The following is a 19,061-nucleotide window of genomic DNA, read 5'->3' on the forward strand; positions in this document are numbered from 1 at the left end:
TGCCCCGTTGTGCGGTGCTGTTCGGGGGTGGCGTCCGCTACCGGAGCTTCCGCGCGGCCCGTCGGAGGTCGTACTCATGGACGATCGCTTTGGCATGGCCGTAGGCGAGGTCGTGCTCTCCACGGAGCCAGCTCACCTTCTCCTCGAACCGGAAGAGGGAAGGGCCTTCTTCTACCGTGCGCAGCCAGTCCGCGACTTCACGGCCGGTGCAGTGAGGGATTCGGGAGAGCAGGTTCCGGTGGGTCTCGTCGGAGAAGACGTGGGACATCGGCGCCTCCGGACGCGTCGGCTGATGGTCCTTCCTGTCACCGTGCCTGAGTGTTCATCCGTTGGCAACAGTCCGTCGGCGGCGCATAGGCTCGCGCTGTGGATGATGTGACGCCTCTTCTGGCCGCCGTGGACGCATACGCCGACCGGCTGCGGTCCCTGCCGCAGTCCCGTCTGAGCAGGGGGGCGGCTGCGGAAGCGCTGGCCCTGGCCCGAGAGTTGGCCGCCTGGACCCAGCGGCTGGAGGAACCGGACGGGGCGGCGGAGCCGCGCGAGATGCCGGACGCGGGGATGTTCGCGGTGGCCGATCAGGTGGCGGTGGCGGGCCACGATCTGGCCGAGGCGCTGTCCCTGGCGGGTGCGGGTGCCTTGCCGGAGGGGGTGGGGGTGGGGGAGGCGGTGGCCCGGGTGGAGGAGGCGGGGCGGCGGAGCGGGGTTGTGTGACGGGGTGGGGGCGGGTGCCGGCCGCTGCGCGGGGCCTTTCCCCAGCCCCGCCCCTTCCCGAAACCGGGGCTGCGCCCCGGACCCGGTGTCCTCAAACGCCGGACGGGCTGAAATCAGCCCGTCCGGCGTTTGAGGACATTCGGGAAGGGGCGGGTAGGGGAAAAAGCCCGCCGCAGGCGCACCCCCCGCACCCTTACGGCGAAGCGATCACCCGATCCGCCAGGACATAAATCCTCTCCGCCGCACACGAGAACGTCAGCGCGTACGCCCCCGAAACCCCCGACCCCCCGAGAAGCACAGGCGCGTCCCCCGCGTCCAGCGCCGCCCCCAGCCGCTCCGCCGTCTCCCGGTGCCCCGGTGTCATGCAGAGCGTCGTGCCGTCGGCGAAGACGTACACGTCGAGGGTGCCCAGCGGCCCGGGCCGTACGTCGGTCAGCGGAATGCGGGCGTCGGAAAGTTCGGCGAGCCGCTCGACGGTGCTCTCGTGGTCTCCGGCGAGGCCCGCCGGGGTGAAGTCGGGGTGGGAGGGGTGCCGGCGGCGCGCGGCGGCCAGCTCCGGGGACTCCTCGGCCTCCGCCTCGGCGGCCGACGCCGCCTCGCTCAGCGGCTCCAGGCCCACGAGGTCGGCCTGGCGGGGCAGGTACAGGCTGCCGTACGGGCCCTCGGGGCCCAGCAGGTCGTCACCGAGCCCGGGCAGGCCGCCGAGCAGCGACGGGGCGTCCGCGCCGCTGGGGTCCCTGGCCTCCTGGGCCGCCCAGAACGCGCGGGCCTCGGCGAGCTCGCGCTCGCGCTCCTCGGCGAGGGCGTCGGCGACGGCGGCCCGTATCTCCGCGATCTCGGCCCCGGGGGCGGGCCGGGCGTGCGGCACCTGGGCGCGCTCACGCCGCTCCGCGCCGGCCGCGGCGAGGTCGGCGCGCAGGGCCGCGATCTGCTTGCGCAGGCCGCGCGTGCTGTGGAGGGCGGCGGCACCCGCCGCCGTGGCGGTGGCAGCGGCAAGCAGCAGGGCAAGGGACAAGGCGCTCACTGACGTACTCCCGGTGCTATAGGTCCCCCAGATTCCTACCTCAGCTTCGCTCGTGATGCTGTATGGCTACAGTGCAAAACGTCATGAAGGGGACGGGACTTAGGGCCCGGACGTTGTCTCTTCAACATATCTGACCTGCGGAAACGAATCGCCCCCAGGACGTTGGTCACATCCTGGGGGCGATTCGGTCACGGTCCCGCACGGGAGCCGGAGCAACCGTTCCTGCCCGGCTCAGCCGTGCGCGTCTTCGCCGCGCTCCAGCTCAGCTCAGCCGCTCGCGACCCATGCGCGTCTTCACTTCGCTTCCGCTGCGCTCCAGCTCAGCTCAGCCGCTCGCGACCCATGCGCGTCTTCGCCTCGCTTCCGCTGCGCTCCAGCTCAGCTCAGCCGCTCGATCACCATCGCCATGCCCTGCCCGCCACCCACGCACATCGTCTCCAGCCCGAACTGCTTGTCGTGCCACTGGAGGGAGTTGATCAGCGTGCCGGTGATCCGGGCGCCCGTCATGCCGAAGGGGTGGCCGACCGCGATCGCGCCGCCGTTGACGTTCACCCGGTCCAGGTCCGCGCCCAGCGCCTGGTAGGACGGGATGACCTGGGCCGCGAACGCCTCGTTGATCTCGATCAGGTCGATGTCGCCGATGCCCAGCCCGGCCCGGCGCAGCGCCTGCTTGCTGGCCTCGACCGGGCCGAAGCCCATGATCTCGGGGGAGAGCGCCGAGACGCCGGTCGAGACGATCCGCGCCAGCGGGGTCAGGCCCAGCTCGCGCGCCTTGGTGTCGGACATGATCACCAGGGCGGCGGCGCCGTCGTTGAGCGGGCAGCAGTTGCCCGGCGTGATCAGGCCGTCCGGGCGGAAGGACGGCTTCAGGCCCTGTACGCCCTCCAGGGTCACCCCCGCGCGCGGACCGTCGTCCTTGCTGACGACCGTGCCGTCCGGGGTGGTGACCGGGGTGATCTCGCGGGCCCAGAAGCCGTTCTTGATGGCCTCCTCGGCGAGGTTCTGCGAGCGGACGCCGAACTCGTCCATCTCCTGGCGGCTGATGCCCTTCAGCCGCGCCAGGTTCTCGGCGGTCTGGCCCATCGCGATGTACGCGTCCGGCACCAGGCCGTCCTCGCGCGGGTCGTGCCATTCGTCTGCGCCCTGCTCGGCGCGGGCGGCCGTACGGGCCTCGGCCTCGGCGAAGAACGGGTTGTGGCTGCCGGGCATGCCGTCGGAGGAGCCGTGCACGCTCCGGGAGACCGTCTCGACACCCGCCGAGATGAAGACGTCGCCCTCGCCCGCCTTGATGGCGTGCAGCGCCATCCGCGAGGTCTGCAGCGACGAGGAGCAGTAGCGGGTGATCGTGCAGCCGGGCAGGTGGTCCATGCCCATCTGGACGGCCACGATCCGGCCGAGGTTGTGGCCCTGCTCGCCGCCGGGCAGGCCGCAGCCGAGCATCAGGTCGTCGATGTCGCGCGGGTCGAGCTCCGGGACCTTGGCGAGCGCGGCGCCGATGATCGTCGCGGTCAGGTCGTCGGCGCGCAGCTCCTTCAGCGAGCCCTTGAAGGCGCGGCCGATCGGCGAGCGGGCGGTTGAGACGATCACGGCTTCGGGCATCACGGCTCCAGTGGGCGTGGGAAGGCGGGCCTGAGGCGGGCCTGTCGAGGGCCTGGTGGGGCGGGACGACAGGGCCTGTTGGAAGTTACCCGTCCGTAGGGCTCTGGTCACGGCTTGGTGGCTGTGATGCGGGCCTCTTTTCTAAGCGCCCGCTCAGGGCGCGGAATTCCCGCAGGCGCGGGGCGGGGGTCCGCCGGACCGGGCGGACCCCCGCCGACGCCTCTCAGGACCCCCGTCCCACCCGCAGCCACGCGTGGTGCGGCGTCGCCTCCGTGTGCGCCGGCAGGTGCCGCCGCTTGCGGTGCTTGAGCAGCGCCCAGCGGCCGCGTGCCGCCGTGACCTCGGTGCCGCCCTCGGCCGCCGCCTCCGCGGCCGCCCGGGCCACCGGCAGGATGCCCTCGCGGCGCGCCACGTCCGGCCGCTCCTCGTCCTCCGGCCACAGCCCCAGCGCCGCGCACAGCGTCGGCAGCACGGCCATCGCCGCCGTGGCGTAGCCCTCCGCGGACGGGTGGTAGTTGTCGGGCCCGAACAGCTCCCGGGGGTTCTCCGCGAACTCCGGGCCCAGCAGGTCGCCGAGCGAGACCGTACGGCCGCCGGCCTCCAGGACGCCTATCGTCTGAGCCGCCGCCAGCTGACGGCTCAGCCGCTTGGCCACCCAGCGCAGCGGCTGGTAGACCGGCTCGATCGTGCCCAGGTCGGGGCAGGTGCCGACCACCACCTCGCTGCCCGCCTCACGCAGCCTGCGCACCGCGTCGGACAGCAGCCGCACGGAGCGGGCCGCCGGCATCCCGTGGGTGACGTCGTTCGCCCCGATCATGATCACGCACACATCGGGGGCCGGGCCGTCCTCGGTCAGCAGGGTGACCTGCCGGTCCAGGTCGTGGGACTGGGCGCCGGACAGCGCCACGTTGCGCAGCGTCACCGGCCGCTCGGCGACCGCCGCGAGCCCGGAGGCCAGCAGGGCCCCGGGCGTCTGCCGGGGCCGGTGCACCCCCTGGCCGGCCGCCGTGGAGTCGCCGAGGACCCCCAGCAGCAGCGGATCCCGGCCGAGCCGGTGGACGAACGCGGAGCCGTAGCGGCCGTCCGCGTGCGGCGGTGCCTCATGGGCCCCGCCGACCACTCGCTTGGCCAGCCGCGCCTCGGTGAGCAGCACGCCCACCGCCGTCGCGCCCAGCAGACCGATACCGCCACCGCCGTACGCCGCGGCGGCCGCGATCCGCCGTGCGACTCTCGCCCTCGACATGGACATGGGCCCGGACCTCCTCCCGCTCCGACGGTACGCACCCCCGCCGGACCCCGCTAACTGGTTGTTGCCCCGAGCACACCCCCGTGCAACGCGGGCCGTGTCCCCTCGACGGCGCAATAGGCTGGAGATACGGGTACGCGATGCGCTAGTGCCCCTGACCGCGGAGATCACCGTGCAGTATCACGATTCGATGGTTGAGCTTGTCGGCAACACCCCGCTTGTGAAGCTCAACAGCGTGACCGAAGGCATTCAGGCCACCGTGCTTGCCAAGGTCGAGTACTTCAACCCCGGCGGTTCCGTGAAGGACCGGATCGCCGTGCGGATGATCGAGGCCGCCGAGAAGTCCGGCGAGCTCAAGCCCGGCGGCACCATCGTGGAGCCGACCTCCGGCAACACCGGTGTGGGTCTGGCGATCGTGGCCCAGCAAAAGGGCTACAAGTGCATCTTCGTGTGCCCGGACAAGGTGTCCAACGACAAGATCAACGTGCTGCGCGCCTACGGTGCCGAGGTCGTCGTCTGCCCGACGGCCGTCGACCCGGAGCACCCGGACTCCTACTACAACGTCTCGGACCGCCTCGTGCAGGAGACGCCGAACGCCTGGAAGCCGGACCAGTACAGCAACCCCAACAACGCCCTGTCGCACTACCACTCCACCGGTCCGGAGATCTGGGAGCAGACCGAGGGCAGGATCACTCACTTTGTGACCGGCGTGGGCACCGGCGGCACCATCAGCGGCACCGGCCGCTACCTCAAGGAGGTCAGCGACGGCCGGGTCAAGGTCATCGGCTCCGACCCGGAGGGCTCCGTCTACAGCGGCGGCTCCGGCCGTCCGTACCTGATCGAGGGCGTCGGCGAGGACTTCTGGCCCAGCGCCTACGACGGCACGGTGACCGACGAGATCATCGCGGTCTCCGACAAGGACGCCTTCCAGATGACCCGCCGCCTCGCCCGCGAGGAGGGCCTGCTCGTCGGCGGCTCCTGCGGCATGGCCGTCGTCAGCGCCCTGGAGCTCGCCAAGCGCCTCGGCCCGGACGACGTCGTCGTCGTGCTGCTGCCCGACAGCGGCCGCGGCTACCTCAGCAAGATCTTCAACGACGAGTGGATGGCGGACTACGGCTTCCTGGAGGAGCCGGGCGACGCCGCCCGCGTCGCCGACGTGCTGCGCCGTAAGGACGGCGGCCTGCCCTCGCTGGTGCACATGCACCCCGAGGAGACGGTCGGTCAGGCCATCGAGGTGCTCCGCGAGTACGGTGTCTCGCAGATGCCCATCGTCAAGCCGGGCGCGGGGCACCCCGATGTGATGGCCGCCGAGGTCATCGGCTCGGTCGTGGAGCGCGAGCTGCTGGACGCCCTGTTCACGCAGCGCGCCTCGCTCACCGACCCGCTGGAGAAGCACATGTGCCCGCCGCTGCCGCAGGTCGGCTCCGGTGAGCCGGTCGCGGACCTGATGGCGGTGCTCGGCGAGGCCGACGCGGCCGTCGTGATCGTCGAGGGCAAGCCCAAGGGCGTCGTCAGCCGCCAGGACCTGCTGGCCTTCCTGGCCGAGGGCGCCGCTCCCGCCAAGTAGGCCCGGTGGGCACCGTCCTGACGGCAAGCGGGCGTCAGGTCACACGGGCGACGCGTAAAAGGTACGTATGCGTCACGCGTCCGCAGCACGGGCTTAACAACGGTCCGGCATATTGAGGGGTGTCGGCGAGGGTCCGCCCGGACCGGCACCCAGTGCGGCGGCAGGAACTCCGGAGCGGCTCCCGGACTCCACGGCCGTCCGGACGCGGGTGAACCGGCCCTGACCCGGAACCGTGTCCTCGTGGGGGACCGCCGTCGTCCCGACTCCGGCCTCGGCCGGGGTACGGCGGCCCCCCGCCACCTCTCCCCGGCGCGCTCCTGTGAGGGTTCGTCAGAGCCCCTCGGGGCCCGCCGGGTCCACGGCTGCCGCTCCGCGGCCTCCTCGGCGCCCGTCACGCCTCGTCGTGCGGCCCGCGGTGGCGCGACCAGGGGAACACCCCGGCCGAGTTGAGCGCGTTGACGCCCACGATGCCCGCCCAGGTCACCAGCAGACCGGGCAGCTGGGCGTTGGCGACGCCGATGGCGGACAGCGGGATCGCCAGCACCAGCGAGATCGCGGCGAAGCCGAACCGCTCCCCGAAGCTCGCGGGTCCCGTGTCGGCGGGCCGCGGGCGGGCGCCCCGGGCGGCGGCCATCTGCCGCTCCGCCAGGTGACGGCGCACATGGCGGTCGATCGTGTCGTCGATCTTCCTGTCGACCTTGTCCAGGAAGCCGTCGACCAGCTCCGACTCGTACTCCGGCCCCAGCTCCTTACGGGTCTGCAGGGTCGCGTCGAGTTCCTTCTTCAGCTCTGACTTCGTCTCGGGGTCGTGGACCGTCATGCTGACGACGATACGGTCACGGGAGCCCCGGGTCGTTGGGGCTAGCACCCGTATCCGCAGTGGGGTTGTCCCCGGTCCGCCGGCGGACCCCCGTGGAAGGAGCAAGTCCGTGCCCGAACCGACCGTACCCCTGCTGACGTCCCTCGCCGCCGGCCCGGGCGGCCCCGGTGGCTCCGACCTGCCCGACGCCCTGACCGTCGCCGGCCGGACCTGCTCGCGGGAGGAACTGCTGGGCGCCGCGGCCGCCGTGGCGCACCGGATCGCCGGGGCGCCGTCCGTGGCCGTCCAGGCGGAGGCGACGCTGGAGACCGTCGTCGCCGTCGTGGGCGCGCTGCTGGCCGGGGTGCCCGCCGTGCCGCTGCCGCCGGACGCCGGGCCCGCCGAGCGGGACCACATCCTGCGCGACTCCGGGGCCGCCCTGGTGCTGGGCAACGGCGGCGACCTGCCGGTCGACGTGACGGAGCGGGCCGACTGGTCCGGCGCCGAGCCGGACCCCTCGGCCACCGCCCTGATCCTCTACACCTCCGGCACCACCGGCTCGCCCAAGGGCGTCCTCATCCCGCGCGCGGCCGTCGCCGCCGGTCTGGACGGGCTCGCCGAGGCGTGGGCGTGGACGGCCGAGGACACCCTCGTCCACGGCCTGCCGCTGTTCCATGTGCACGGCCTGGTCCTCGGGGTGCTGGGTGCCCTGCGCACCGGCTGCCGGCTCGTCCACACCGGCCGGCCCGCCCCGGCGGCGTACGCGGCGGCCGGCGGCAGCCTCTACTTCGGCGTGCCGACCGTCTGGTCCCGCGTGGTCCGGGAGCCGGCCGTCGCCCGTGAGCTCGGCAAGGCGCGGCTGCTGGTGTCGGGCAGCGCCGCGCTGCCCGCGCCCGTCTTCCGCGACCTGGAGGCGCTCACCGGGCAGCGGCCCGTGGAGCGCTACGGCATGACGGAGACCCTGATCACCGTCTCCACCAGGGCCGACGGCGACCGGCGGCCCGGTTCGGTGGGTCTGCCGCTGCCGGGCATACGGACCAGGCTGGCGCGCACCGAGAACGGCGTCGGCGAGCTGGAGGTGTCCGGGCCGACCCTCTTCGCGGGCTACCTCGGCCGCCCGGAGGCGACGGCGGCCGCGCACACCGAGGACGGCTGGTTCCGCACCGGCGACATCGCCACCCTCGACCCCGACGGCATGCACCGCATCGTGGGCCGGGCCTCCGTCGACCTGATCAAGACCGGTGGCTACCGGGTCGGCGCGGGAGAGGTCGAGAACGCCCTCCTGGACCACCCGGCGGTGCGCGAGGCGGCCGTCGTCGGCGTGGACCACGACGACCTCGGGCAGGAGATCGTCGCCTATGTGGTGGCCGACGGGGTGTCCGAGCGGACCCTGATCGACTTCGTGGCCGGGCACCTCTCCGCACACAAGCGGCCCCGCCGCGTCCGGTTCCTGGAGGCGCTGCCGCGCAACGCGATGGGCAAGCCGCAGAAGAAGCTCCTCCCGCCCCTGTGACGAGGGCAGGACCGGGGAAAGCGCCGGTCCTGCATAATTCCATGCAGGACCAGGGGCCGTGAATGACCGTGCGAGGCCCCGTCGGCGGACCCGCCGGCGGTCCGTACCGAGAACGTGGAGGGCCGATGAGTGACAACGGAGGCGAGCCGGAAGCCACCGCGCGCCTGCAGAAGCTCTTCGAGGGGCACCGGCTGACGCCCACCCAGCGCCGGATCGCCCACTGCGTGGTGCGGCGGGCCGCCGACGCGCCGTTCCTCTCCAGCGTCGAGCTCGCCGAGCTCGCGGGCGTCAGCCAGCCGTCCGTGACCCGTTTCGCGGTCGCCCTCGGCTTCGACGGCTACCCCGCCCTGCGCCGCCATCTGCGCGAGGTCGTCCCCACCGCCGCCGAGCCCGGCGAGAGCTCGTACAACGAGTACCAGGAGGCGGTACAGGCGGAGATCGACAACCTCCGCCACCTCGCGTCCCTGCTCGCCGACCCCGAGCCCGTCGCGCGGGCCGGGCGGCTGCTCGCGCGCTCCCGGCCGCTGCCCGTGCTCGGCCTGCGCGCGGCCACCGCGCAGGCGGCGGGCTTCGCCTACTTCGCGCGCAAGGTCCACCCGGACGTCCGGCTGTTCGACGAGGGCGGCACGCTCCTCGCCGACCGCATCGACGCGGCCGTACGGGCCGGCGCGAGCACCCTGCTGTGCTTCGCGCTGCCCCGCCACCCGCGCGAGGTGGTCGAGGCGCTGGAGTACGCGCGGGGCGAGGGGCTGACGGTCGTCACCGTCGCGGACTCCACCTTCGCCCCCGTCGCCCGCCACAGCGACCTGCTGCTGCCCGCCGCCGTCGGCACCGGGCTCGCCTTCGACACGGCGTGCGCGCCGATGCTGCTGGGGCGGGTACTGCTGGAGGCCATGTGCGACGCGCTGCCTGACGCGCAGGCGCGGCTGGAGGAGTTCGACGCGAAGGCGGCGGCGCGGGGGTTGTTCGTCGAGTGAGGGTGGGGGCGGTGCCGCTGCGCGGGGCTTTTCCCCACCCCGCCCCTTCCCGAACGGGGCTCCGCCCCGGACCCCGGTCCTCAAGCGCCGGACGGGCTGATTTCAGCCCGTCCGGCGCTTGAGGACAATTCGGGAAGGGGCGGGGTGGGGAAAAGCCCCGCCGCAGGCGTACCCCCGCCCGGCCCCGTCCTCACGCCCCACCGGCCCCCCGCATCTCCGGGAAGCGGCCCGAGGCGCCGTCCAGAAGGCCCCCGTCCCGGCCCTTCAGGAAGCGGTCGAAGAACGCCACCACATACGCCCGCGTCGCCGACACCACCCGCTCCGGCCGTACCGTCCCCAGGACCCCCGTCAGGTCGGCCCCGGACAGCGCGCCCTGCCGGGACAGCGCCGGCAGCAGGGAAGCGGCGTCGGTGTACGCGCCGTGCCGGGAACCGGCCGTCGTCAGCTCGGCGGTCCAGCCGTGCGAGTGCCGCCGGAACGCCGTCCACGACGGCCGGTTCTCCGCCGCGTCCGGCCCTTCGGAGCCCATCAGCAGGAACGGCCGGTCCAGGCCCTCGCGCGCGGCGCCGCTCAGCGTGTTCCCGGTGGCGTCCGGGAGGGGGAAGGCCATCTGCCCGTCCATGTTGACGCCCGCCCCGACCCGGCGGTCCTCCAGCATGGTCTGGGCGGCGGTCAGCCCGCCCATGGAGTGCCCGGCCATGCCGACGCGCCGCAGGTCCACGGCGTCGCCCAGACCGGGCGGCAGGGCCCGCCGCCATCCGTCGCCGCCCAGCGTGTCGAGGACGAGGCGGACGTCGCCCACGCGCGCCGCCAGCGACCGGCGCAGCGCGGCGTCGATCTCGGGAGGCCCGGTACGGGGGTCCTTGGCGAGCGCGGGCAGCACGGACTCCGCGAGGCGCCCGCCGGGGAGGGAGACCTCCGACGAGTCGTAGGTGTGGTCGACCGTGACGACGAGGTAGCCGCGCGAGGCCAGCTCCTCCACCAGGCCGGTGTTCCAGGTGCGCGGATCGCCGAGGCCCGCCGAGTACAGGACGACCGGCAGGGACCGGGCGCCGCGCGCCACCGGTGCGTCCACGCGCGCGTGCGTGCGCGTGGCCGACCAGTCGGCCGCGCCCGCGCGCACCCGGTAGTTGCCCTCCGCCGCGCCGCCCGCCGCGCCGAAGTGGCCGGCGGACGCGGCGTCCATGTGCGGGGCGATCCGGCCGGACCCGCCCCCGTCCGCCGGGTAGAACAGGCTGATCATCACCTCGCGGTCCCCGCTCTCCGGCTTCCACGGGTCCCGGCGGGCGGCGTCCACCAGGTGCCGGGTCGTCGTGCCGACGGCGTACGGGCCGGTGGGGCCGGCAGCGCCGCGTGCGGCCGGGTCGCGGCCGCCGTGCCGGACGGCGCCTCCAGCGCCCCGCCCGGCCGGTCGCCGTGCCCAGCAGGGCTGTCCCGGCCAGCACCCCCGCCGCCAGCGCGGCCCGCCGCCTCAGTCCCCGCTCGTGCGCCGCCATTCCCGCTCCTCCCGTTCGGCCGGAGCGCCGACTCTAGGGAAAGGGGCTGTCCGGACACGTCATACGGCGGAGCCAACACGCGGGTGCTACCCGGGTATGACACGCGCTCCGGCCCCGCCCCGCCCGCTTCTCAGCCCGCACTCAGATTCGTTGGCTAGCCTGCCGCGCGGATTCCGGCCGGATCCACGGTGGGTGCGGGCCGGATCCGGGCAGGTTCGATCCGGGGACCGAGAGTTCCCGGGGCAGGAGGAGGTGCGTCGTGGGGCGCGGTGCGTATGCGCTGGCACGGGTGGCGGTGGCCGTCAGGGCGGCCGCGGGCCCGCTGTGGTGGGCGGGACTCTTGAGCGCGGGGGCCGGCACGCTGGTGCCGGGGCTCACCGGGCGCCGGATCGGGGTGACGGCGGGCGCGGCGCTGTTCCTGATCGTGGCCGCCGTGGTCTTCGCGGTGCGCCGCGGGCGGTACGGGGAGCTGGCGCGCGGCGCGTCGCGGGCGGGCCGGTCCGTCTTCCTCCAGGACCGCGCCGTGACCCTGCGGAACGGGCGGCGGGCCGCCCGCTGGTGGCTGGCGCTCGCCTTCCTCGCGGCCGTCGGCTCCTCCTTCGCCGTGCCCGCCGCCGCCGGGCTGGCGATGGCCGGGGCGGGCGCCGGGCTGTGGGCGAAGGCCCGCTGGCTGGGCGGGCTGGAGCGGCGGGCGGAGAGCCTGCTGTGGGTGCGGGTGGACAGCGCCCGGCGCGGCCCCGCCGGGCGGGACGTCCGCGGCTACGAGACCACCGGCCTCTCCGCCGGGGACGCGGCACCGGGCGGCGCGCGGCGCAGGACCCGGCGGACGAGGCCGGGCGTCAGCGCAGCGCGCTGAGGTCGGCGGCGAGCGAGCCGCCGCTCTCCTCGACGAGCTCGCCGAGCGACTGCGGACGGCGTACGGGCACGAAGCGCACGTTAGGGCCCCCGCCGGGGTGCTCCCCGGATTCCCCGGGCGCGTCGGTGAACGTCTCCGTGCGACCTTCTGCGGACGCGTAGCCGTAAACCCCCGGGCGGGGCAGAGAGTTGTACGCGAAGTGGTTCGAGAAGTAGTACGCGCCGGTGTCCAGCAGCGCCACGTGGTCGCCCGGCTCCAGGAGCGGCAACGGCCGGTCCGCCGCGACCAGGTCGCCCGCGAAGCAGCAGGGCCCGGCGACGTCCTGCGGCACCGGCGCGCCCTCCTTGGGCCGCCCCAGCGCGTCGAAGGCGGCCACGCGCAGCGGCCAGGCGGCGGGCGCGAACACCGTCCGCGCCGCGACCTGGGCGCCCGCGTGCGTCACCGCGATCCGCCGGCCGCCGGCCGACTTGGTGTACTCCACCCGGGCCAGCACCGTGCCGCTCTTGGCCAGCAGCGACCGGCCGAACTCGGTGACCAGGCCGTAGCGCCCGTCGAACAGGGCGGGCACGGTCACGTCGAGCAGCCGCGCGTATTCCCGGAACGTCGGCGTCACCTCCTCGGAGGCGAAGTTGACGGGCAGCCCGCCCCCGATGTCCAGGGTCCGCACCTGCTGCCCGCCGACGGCCCGGTTGACCTCCTCGGCCAGCTCGTACGCGGCCCGGACCCCCTCGGCCATCAGCTCCGGCGGGCAGCCCTGCGAACCGACGTGGGCGTGCATCCGGGTGAGCCAGGGCCGCTCCGCGAAGGCGCGGACCAGCCATGCGCGCGCCCCCTCGTCGCGCATCGCCACCCCGAATTTGGACGTTTCCGTGGCCGTGCTCATCGCCCCGATGCTGCCCGCGCCGAGCTGCGGGTTCACCCGTACGCCCAGTACGGAGGCGGTCGGCGCGGACCGTACGAGCGCGTCCAGGCGGGCCAGCTCCTGACGGCTGTCGGCGTTGACCGCGATGCCCAGGGCGAGCGCCTCGCGCAGCTCCGCGTCCGTCTTCGCGGGGGAGTCCAGGACCGTCCGTCCGGGCGCCACGCCCGCGGCGCGCGCCAGCGCGAGCTCCCCGGGGCTCGCCACCTCGCAGCCCAGCCCCTCCCCGGCGAGCAGCCGCAGCACGGGCACCAGTGACGCGGCCTTCACGGCGAAGGCGTGCAGCACCTCCGTGCCGGGCGCGGTGACCTCCTCGAAGGCGGCCCGCAGCGCGGCGGCGGCCGTACGGACGCCCCGCACGTCCAGCAGCCCGATCACGGGGTGCCGCGCGCCGATCAGACCGTCCCGCACGGCCGCCCGGACGGCGGCCTCACGTCGCTCGCGCGCGCTCGCGCTCTCCGGGCCCATGCGTCCACTCCACCACCCGGCGGGGCGGGATGCCATGGGGACGGGGCCGGCGGTGCCCCGCGGGCGGCTCTCCGCCGGACGGGCTGAAAATCAGCCCGTCCGGCGATCGAGGACATTCGGGAAGGGGCGGGGTGGGGAAGAGCCCCGCAGGGCACCACGTACGGCGACTTCCCCATCGGTCCCGGCACACCTGTTGACTGGAGGTATTCACTGCCACAAGATGTGAAGTGTTCTATTCAATGGTCTCTACGGAGCGCCAGGGAGGCAGGGCCCCATGTCAGGACCGCGACCCGTTCGAGCACCGCGAGGTACCGAGCTGAGCACCTTGGGGTGGCAGCAGGAAGCCGCTCTGCGGATGCTGCAGAACAACCTCGACCCGGAGGTCGCCGAGCACCCGGACAAGCTCGTCGTCTACGGCGGCACGGGCAAGGCCGCCCGTGACTGGCGCTCGTTCGACGCCATGGTGCGCACCCTGCGGACGCTGAAGCAGGACGAGACGATGCTCGTCCAGTCCGGCCGGCCGGTCGGCGTGATGCAGACGCACGAATGGGCCCCGCGCGTCCTCATCGCCAACTCCAACCTCGTCGGCGACTGGGCCAACTGGGAGGAGTTCCGGCGGCTGGAGGCCCTCGGCCTCACCATGTACGGGCAGATGACCGCCGGTTCGTGGATCTACATCGGCACCCAGGGCATCCTCCAGGGCACGTACGAGACCTTCGCGGCCGTGGCGGCCAAGAAGTTCGGCGGCACGCTCGCCGGGACGATCACCCTCACGGCCGGCCTCGGCGGCATGGGCGGCGCCCAGCCGCTCGCCGTCACCATGAACGACGGCGTCGCGATCTGTATCGACTGCGACCCGCGCGCCATCGACCGCCGCATCGAGCACCGCTACCTGGACGTCAAGGCAGACTCCCTCGACCACGCCCTCCAGCTGGCCGTGGAGGCGCGGGACGCGCGCCGCCCGCTCTCCATCGGCGTGCTGGGCAACGCGGCCGAGCTCCTCCCGCAGCTGCTGGCGATGAACGCCCCCGTCGACATCGTCACGGACCAGACCTCCGCCCACGACCCGCTGTCGTACCTGCCGGTCGGCGTCGACTTCGACGACATGGCCGCCTACGCCGCCGAGAAGCCCGCCGACTTCACGACCCGGGCGCGCGAGTCGATGGCCCGGCACGTCGAGGCCATGGTCGGCTTCCAGGACGCGGGCGCCGAGGTCTTCGACTACGGCAACTCCATCCGCGGCGAGGCCCGGCTCGCGGGCTACACCCGCGCCTTCGACTTCCCCGGCTTCGTCCCCGCCTACATCCGGCCGCTGTTCTGCGAGGGCAAGGGCCCCTTCCGCTGGGCGGCCCTCTCCGGCGACGCGGCCGACATCCACAAGACCGACAAGGCGATGCTCGAACTCTTCCCCGAGAACGAGTCCCTCGCCCGCTGGATCAAGATGGCCGGCGAGCGGGTCCACTTCCAGGGCCTGCCCGCCCGGATCTGCTGGCTCGGCTACGGCGAGCGCGACAAGGCGGGCGAGCGCTTCAACGAGATGGTCGCCGACGGCACCCTCGCCGCGCCGCTGGCCATCGGCCGCGACCACCTCGACTGCGGCTCGGTGGCCTCGCCCTACCGCGAGACCGAGGCCATGCTCGACGGCTCCGACGCGATCGCCGACTGGCCGCTGCTGAACGCCATGGTGAACGTCGCCTCCGGCGCCTCCTGGGTCTCCCTCCACCACGGCGGCGGCGTCGGCATGGGCCGCTCCATCCACGCGGGCCAGGTCACGGTCGCCGACGGCACGAAGCTCGCGGGCGAGAAGATCCGCCGCGTACTGACGAACGACCCGGGCATGGGCGTCATCCGCCACGTCGACGCGGGCTACGACATCGCGGACTCGGTGGCGGAGGCCAAGGGTGTCCGCGTCCCGATGCGGGAAGAGGCGTGAGCTCCGCTGCGGGCAATCGTCCCGCTGGGCGGGACGGGTGGGCGCAGCCCGACCACCGGCCCGCACCCGGAACGGAAACCCCCGGTGCGGGGAGCGCGCCTTCGCCGGGGGCGGGCCTGGGCGTGCCCACCCTCCCCCGGCCACCGCTGGGAGGTGCCCCCAGCCCAGCGGAACGACTGCCCACAGCCTCTTCCTTCCACGAGATGTGGGCCGATCTACGGCCCATCGGCCGCAACGCGGCCTCCGGCGGATACCGTCGCTACGCCTGGACCCCCGCCGACACCGACTGCCGCGACTGGTTCCAGGCACAGGCCGAGTCCCGGGGCCTCGCCTACGAGCTGGACCGGAACGGCAACCAGTGGGCCTGGCTGGGCGACCCCACCGCGGGCGACGCCGTCGTCACCGGCTCCCACCTGGACTCCGTCCCCGACGGCGGGGCCTTCGACGGCCCCCTCGGCGTGGTGTCGTCCTTCGCCGCCCTGGACGAGCTCCGCGCCCGCGGCACCCGGCCCACCCGGCCCCTCGCCGTCGTCAACTTCGGCGACGAGGAGGGCGCCCGCTTCGGGCTGGCCTGTGTGGGCTCCCGGCTCGCCGCCGGACAGCTCACCCGCGAAGCCGCCCGGGAGCTGCGCGACGCCGACGGCGTCACCCTGCCGCAGGCGATGGAGCGCGCCGGGCACGACCCGGAGGCCATCGGGGCCGATCCCGAGCGGCTGGCCCGGATCGGCGCCTTCGTCGAGCTCCACGTCGAACAGGGCCGCGCCCTGGACCTCTCCGGCGACCGGGTGGGCATCGCCTCCGCCATCTGGCCGCACGGCCGCTGGCGGTTCGACTTCCACGGCGAGGCCAACCACGCCGGCACCACCCGCATCGAGGACCGCCGCGACCCGATGCTCACCTACGCCAACACCGTCCTCGCCGCCCGGAAGAAGGCCCGCCTCGCCGGGGCCCTCGCCACCTTCGGCAAGGTCAGCGTCGAGCCGAACGGCGTCAACGCCATCCCGTCCCTGGTCCGCGGCTGGCTGGACTCCCGCGCGGCCGACCAGGACACCCTCGACCTGGTGATCGCCGAGATCGAGAAGGCGGCCGTCGAGCGCGGCGAGCGCGACGGCATCGACGTCCGGATCACCCGGGAGTCCTTCACCCCCGTCGTCGAATTCGAACACGCCCTGCGCGACGAGCTCGGCCGGATCCTGGGCGGGAACGTCCCCGTCCTCGGCACGGGCGCGGGACACGACGCCGGAATCCTCTCCGGGACCGTTCCGACCGCCATGCTGTTCGTACGCAACCCCACGGGCGTCTCGCACTCACCCGCCGAGACGGCGGACGAGGACGACTGCCTGGCCGGGGTCACCGCACTCGCCGACGTACTGGAGGGCCTGGCGTGTCGCTGACGGCACAGACTTACTGGGCGGAACACGCCTGGCTCGACACCGGGGTCGAGCAGGGCGTGGTCATCAAGACGGGCACGGACGGCCGGATCGCGTCCGTCCGCAAGGGGGCGAAGAAGCCGCCGACGGGCTCGGTGACCCTGCGCGGGCTCACGCTCCCCGGGCTGGCCAACGCCCACTCGCATGCTTTCCACCGCGCCCTGCGCGGCACGGTGCAGCAGGGCGAGGGGACCTTCTGGACCTGGCGCGACCTCATGTACGGCGTGGCCGACCGCCTCACCCCCGACAGCTACTTCGCGCTCGCCCGCGCGACCTACGCCGAGATGGCCCTCGCCGGCATCACCGCCGTCGGGGAGTTCCACTACCTCCACCACGCCCCCGGCGGCGCCGCCTACGACAACCCCAACGCCATGGGCGAGGCCCTGATCGCGGCCGCCGCCGAGGCCGGTATCCGCATCACCCTCCTCGACACCTGCTACCTCTCCTCCGGCTTCGGCGCGCCGCCCAGCCGGCACCAGCTCCGCTTCAGCGACACCACCGCCGAGCGGTGGGCCGAGCGGGCCGCCGGGCTCAAGGGCGACGACACCACCCGGATCGGCGCGGCCGTCCACTCCGTACGGGCCGTGCCCGTCGACCAGCTGGCCACCGTCGCCGCCTGGGCCGACGAGCGCGAGGCGCCGCTGCACGTCCACCTCTCGGAGCAGACCGCCGAGAACGACGCCTGCGTCGAGGCCCATGGCTTCACCCCCACCGCGCTCCTCGCCGAGCACGGTGTGCTCGGCCCCCGCACCACCGCCGTCCACGCCACGCACCTCACGCCCGGCGACATCCGGCTCCTCGGGCACTCCGGCACCGGCGTGTGTATGTGCCCCACCACCGAGCGGGACCTCGCCGACGGCATCGGCCCGGCGCCCGGGCTCCAGCGCGCCGGCTCGCCGCTGTCCCTCGGCAGCGACAGCCACGCCGTCATCGACATCCTCGAAGAGGCGCGCGCGATGGAGCTCGACGAGCGGCTGCACACCCGCACCCGGGGCCACTGGACCGCGGCCCAGCTGCTGCGCGCCGCCACCGCGGACGGCCACGCCGCCCTCGGCTGGCACGACGCGGGAAGCATCCGGGCGGGCGCGCTCGCCGACCTCACCTCGATCGCGCTGGACACCGTGCGCACGGCGGGCCCGCCGCCGGAACTCGCCGCCGAGACGGCCGTATTCGCGGCGACCAACGCGGACGTCCGGGACACCGTCGTCGGCGGCCGGCACATCGTCCGCGAGGGCGCCCACCAGCTCGTGCCCGACGTGGGGCAGGCGCTGGCGGAGGCCGTCGCGGCACTGCGCGGCTGAGACCCAGGAAGTCACCGAGAAACCCGAAGGAGTACCGACCGCCCATGGCGACCACGGTCATCACCAACATCAGCAGTCTCGTCACCAACGACCCCTCCTTCGGTGAAGGCCCCCTCGGTCTGATCCAGGACGCGGCGGTCGTCGTCGACGGCGACCGCGTCGCCTGGGTCGGTACGTCGAGCAAAGCACCCGCCACTGACAATCGCGTCGACGCCGGGGGCCGGGCCGTGCTCCCCGGCTTCGTCGACTCCCACTCCCACCTCGTCTTCGCGGGCGACCGCACCGCCGAGTTCAACGCCCGGATGTCCGGCAGGAGCTACAGCGCCGGCGGCATCCGGGTGACCGTCGCCGCCACCCGCGCCGCGAGCGACGAGGAGCTGGCGGCCAACCTCCGGCGCTATCTCCACGAGGCGCTGCGCCAGGGCACCACCACCCTGGAGACCAAGTCCGGTTACGGCCTCACCGTCGAGCAGGAGGCCCGCGCCCTGCGCATCGCCGCCGCGCAGACCGAAGAGGTCACCTACCTCGGCGCCCACATCGTCTCCCCCGACTACGCCGACGACCCGGCCGGCTACGTCGACCTCGTCACCGGCCCGATGCTCGACGCCTGCGCCCCGCACGCCCGCTGGATCGACGTCTTCTGCGAGAAGGGCGCCTTCGACGGCGACCAGGCCCGTACGATCCTCACCGCCGGCGCCGCCCGCGGCCTCGTCCCCCGCGTCCACGCCAACCAGCTCACCTACGGGCCCGGCGTCCAGCTCGCCGTCGAGCTCGGCGCCGCCTCGGCCGACCACTGCACCCACCTCACCGACGCCGACGTCGACGCCCTCGCGAATGGCGACACCGTGGCCACCCTGCTGCCGGGCGCGGAGTTCTCCACCCGCGCCCAGTGGCCGAACGCCCGCCGCCTCCTGGACGCGGGCGCCACCGTCGCCCTCTCCACGGACTGCAACCCCGGCTCGTCCTTCACCAGTTCGATGCCGTTCTGCGTCGCCCTGGCCGTCCGTGACATGGGGATGACCCCCGACGAGGCCGTGTGGGCCGCCACGGCGGGCGGCGCGGCGGCCCTGCGCCGCACCGACATCGGCCGCCTCTCGCCGGGCGCCCGCGCCGACCTCGCCCTCCTCGACGCGCCCAGCCACGTCCACCTCGCCTACCGGCCGGGCGTCCCCCTGGTCACCGCGGTCTGGCGCCGGGGCGTCCGCGAACTCTGAGGACGGCG

Annotated in this window: 16 protein-coding genes; 9 read left to right on the forward strand and 7 right to left on the reverse strand. The window is 74.1% G+C overall.

Annotated features, from left to right (window positions below; genetic code table 11):
• Window positions 1-37 precede the first annotated feature (37 nt).
• Window positions 38-268: a DUF4287 domain-containing protein gene (locus tag AF335_RS21885; RefSeq protein WP_095581739.1), complete on the reverse strand. Its 231-nt coding sequence runs from the start codon at window positions 266-268 to the stop codon at window positions 38-40.
• Between the two features lie 98 nt (window positions 269-366).
• Between AF335_RS21885 and AF335_RS34195 the strand changes: the two genes are divergently transcribed.
• Window positions 367-711 (forward strand): hypothetical protein, encoded by a 345-nt coding sequence (locus AF335_RS34195; RefSeq protein ID WP_146045603.1) that lies wholly within the window; start codon window positions 367-369, stop codon window positions 709-711.
• Window positions 712-904: 193 nt separating this feature from the next.
• On the opposite strand, the gene AF335_RS21895 is transcribed toward AF335_RS34195, so the two are convergent.
• From AF335_RS21895 to AF335_RS21905, 3 genes are all read right to left on the reverse strand, one after another.
• Complete coding sequence (locus tag AF335_RS21895; protein ID WP_102920173.1) at window positions 905-1,735, reverse strand: hypothetical protein; 831 nt, start codon at window positions 1,733-1,735, stop codon at window positions 905-907.
• Window positions 1,736-2,113: 378 nt separating this feature from the next.
• On the reverse strand, window positions 2,114-3,334 hold the full coding sequence (locus tag AF335_RS21900) for an acetyl-CoA C-acetyltransferase (RefSeq protein WP_102920174.1): 1,221 nt from the start codon (window positions 3,332-3,334) through the stop codon (window positions 2,114-2,116).
• A gap of 223 nt (window positions 3,335-3,557) precedes the next feature.
• Window positions 3,558-4,583, reverse strand: a complete 1,026-nt coding sequence (locus tag AF335_RS21905) for an SGNH/GDSL hydrolase family protein (protein WP_102920175.1) — start codon at window positions 4,581-4,583, stop codon at window positions 3,558-3,560.
• A gap of 169 nt (window positions 4,584-4,752) precedes the next feature.
• On the opposite strand from AF335_RS21905, the gene AF335_RS21910 reads away from it, so the two are divergent.
• Window positions 4,753-6,147 carry a cystathionine beta-synthase gene (locus tag AF335_RS21910; RefSeq protein ID WP_102920198.1) on the forward strand — a complete coding sequence of 465 codons (1,395 nt, stop codon included), beginning with the start codon at window positions 4,753-4,755 and terminating at the stop codon, window positions 6,145-6,147.
• A gap of 391 nt (window positions 6,148-6,538) precedes the next feature.
• On the opposite strand, the gene AF335_RS21915 is transcribed toward AF335_RS21910, so the two are convergent.
• Window positions 6,539-6,967 (reverse strand): hypothetical protein, encoded by a 429-nt coding sequence (locus AF335_RS21915; RefSeq protein ID WP_102920176.1) that lies wholly within the window; start codon window positions 6,965-6,967, stop codon window positions 6,539-6,541.
• Window positions 6,968-7,097: 130 nt separating this feature from the next.
• Between AF335_RS21915 and AF335_RS21920 the strand changes: the two genes are divergently transcribed.
• Together AF335_RS21920 and AF335_RS21925 are read left to right on the forward strand one after the other, a co-directional pair.
• Window positions 7,098-8,459, forward strand: coding sequence for an acyl-CoA synthetase (locus AF335_RS21920; RefSeq protein WP_376697821.1), 1,362 nt, complete (start codon window positions 7,098-7,100; stop codon window positions 8,457-8,459).
• A gap of 125 nt (window positions 8,460-8,584) precedes the next feature.
• The gene (locus AF335_RS21925; protein ID WP_102920177.1) at window positions 8,585-9,436 is read left to right on the forward strand and encodes a MurR/RpiR family transcriptional regulator; all 852 of its coding nucleotides are present in this window, start codon (window positions 8,585-8,587) and stop codon (window positions 9,434-9,436) included.
• Window positions 9,437-9,626: 190 nt separating this feature from the next.
• Here AF335_RS21925 and AF335_RS21930 read toward each other — a convergent pair whose 3' ends face one another.
• Window positions 9,627-10,733, reverse strand: a complete 1,107-nt coding sequence (locus tag AF335_RS21930) for an alpha/beta hydrolase family protein (protein ID WP_102920178.1) — start codon at window positions 10,731-10,733, stop codon at window positions 9,627-9,629.
• A 458-nt stretch (window positions 10,734-11,191) separates the two neighbouring features.
• Here AF335_RS21930 and AF335_RS21935 point away from each other — a divergent pair, with 458 nt between their 5' ends.
• Window positions 11,192-11,788: a hypothetical protein gene (locus tag AF335_RS21935; protein WP_102920179.1), complete on the forward strand. Its 597-nt coding sequence runs from the start codon at window positions 11,192-11,194 to the stop codon at window positions 11,786-11,788.
• Here the strand turns inward: AF335_RS21935 and AF335_RS21940 are convergent.
• On the reverse strand, window positions 11,772-13,175 hold the full coding sequence (locus tag AF335_RS21940) for a type III PLP-dependent enzyme domain-containing protein (protein ID WP_102920180.1): 1,404 nt from the start codon (window positions 13,173-13,175) through the stop codon (window positions 11,772-11,774). The genes AF335_RS21935 and AF335_RS21940 overlap by 17 nt on opposite strands.
• 274 nt (window positions 13,176-13,449) lie before the next feature.
• On the opposite strand from AF335_RS21940, the gene hutU reads away from it, so the two are divergent.
• From hutU to hutI, 4 genes are all read left to right on the forward strand, one after another.
• Entirely contained in the window at window positions 13,450-15,108 is a 1,659-nt protein-coding gene (hutU, locus tag AF335_RS21945) for a urocanate hydratase (RefSeq protein ID WP_102920181.1), read from the forward strand.
• Window positions 15,109-15,311: 203 nt separating this feature from the next.
• Window positions 15,312-16,502 carry an allantoate amidohydrolase gene (locus AF335_RS21950; protein WP_102920182.1) on the forward strand — a complete coding sequence of 397 codons (1,191 nt, stop codon included), beginning with the start codon at window positions 15,312-15,314 and terminating at the stop codon, window positions 16,500-16,502.
• Window positions 16,499-17,839, forward strand: coding sequence for a formimidoylglutamate deiminase (locus AF335_RS21955; RefSeq protein ID WP_102920200.1), 1,341 nt, complete (start codon window positions 16,499-16,501; stop codon window positions 17,837-17,839). The genes AF335_RS21950 and AF335_RS21955 overlap by 4 nt, the downstream gene beginning before the upstream one ends.
• Before the next feature lie 44 nt (window positions 17,840-17,883).
• Window positions 17,884-19,053, forward strand: coding sequence for an imidazolonepropionase (gene hutI, locus AF335_RS21960; protein WP_102920183.1), 1,170 nt, complete (start codon window positions 17,884-17,886; stop codon window positions 19,051-19,053).
• Window positions 19,054-19,061 lie beyond the last annotated feature (8 nt).

The sequence above is a fragment of the Streptomyces eurocidicus genome, from assembly GCF_002891295.1.
Classification (GTDB): Bacteria; Actinomycetota; Actinomycetes; order Streptomycetales; family Streptomycetaceae; genus Streptomyces; species Streptomyces eurocidicus.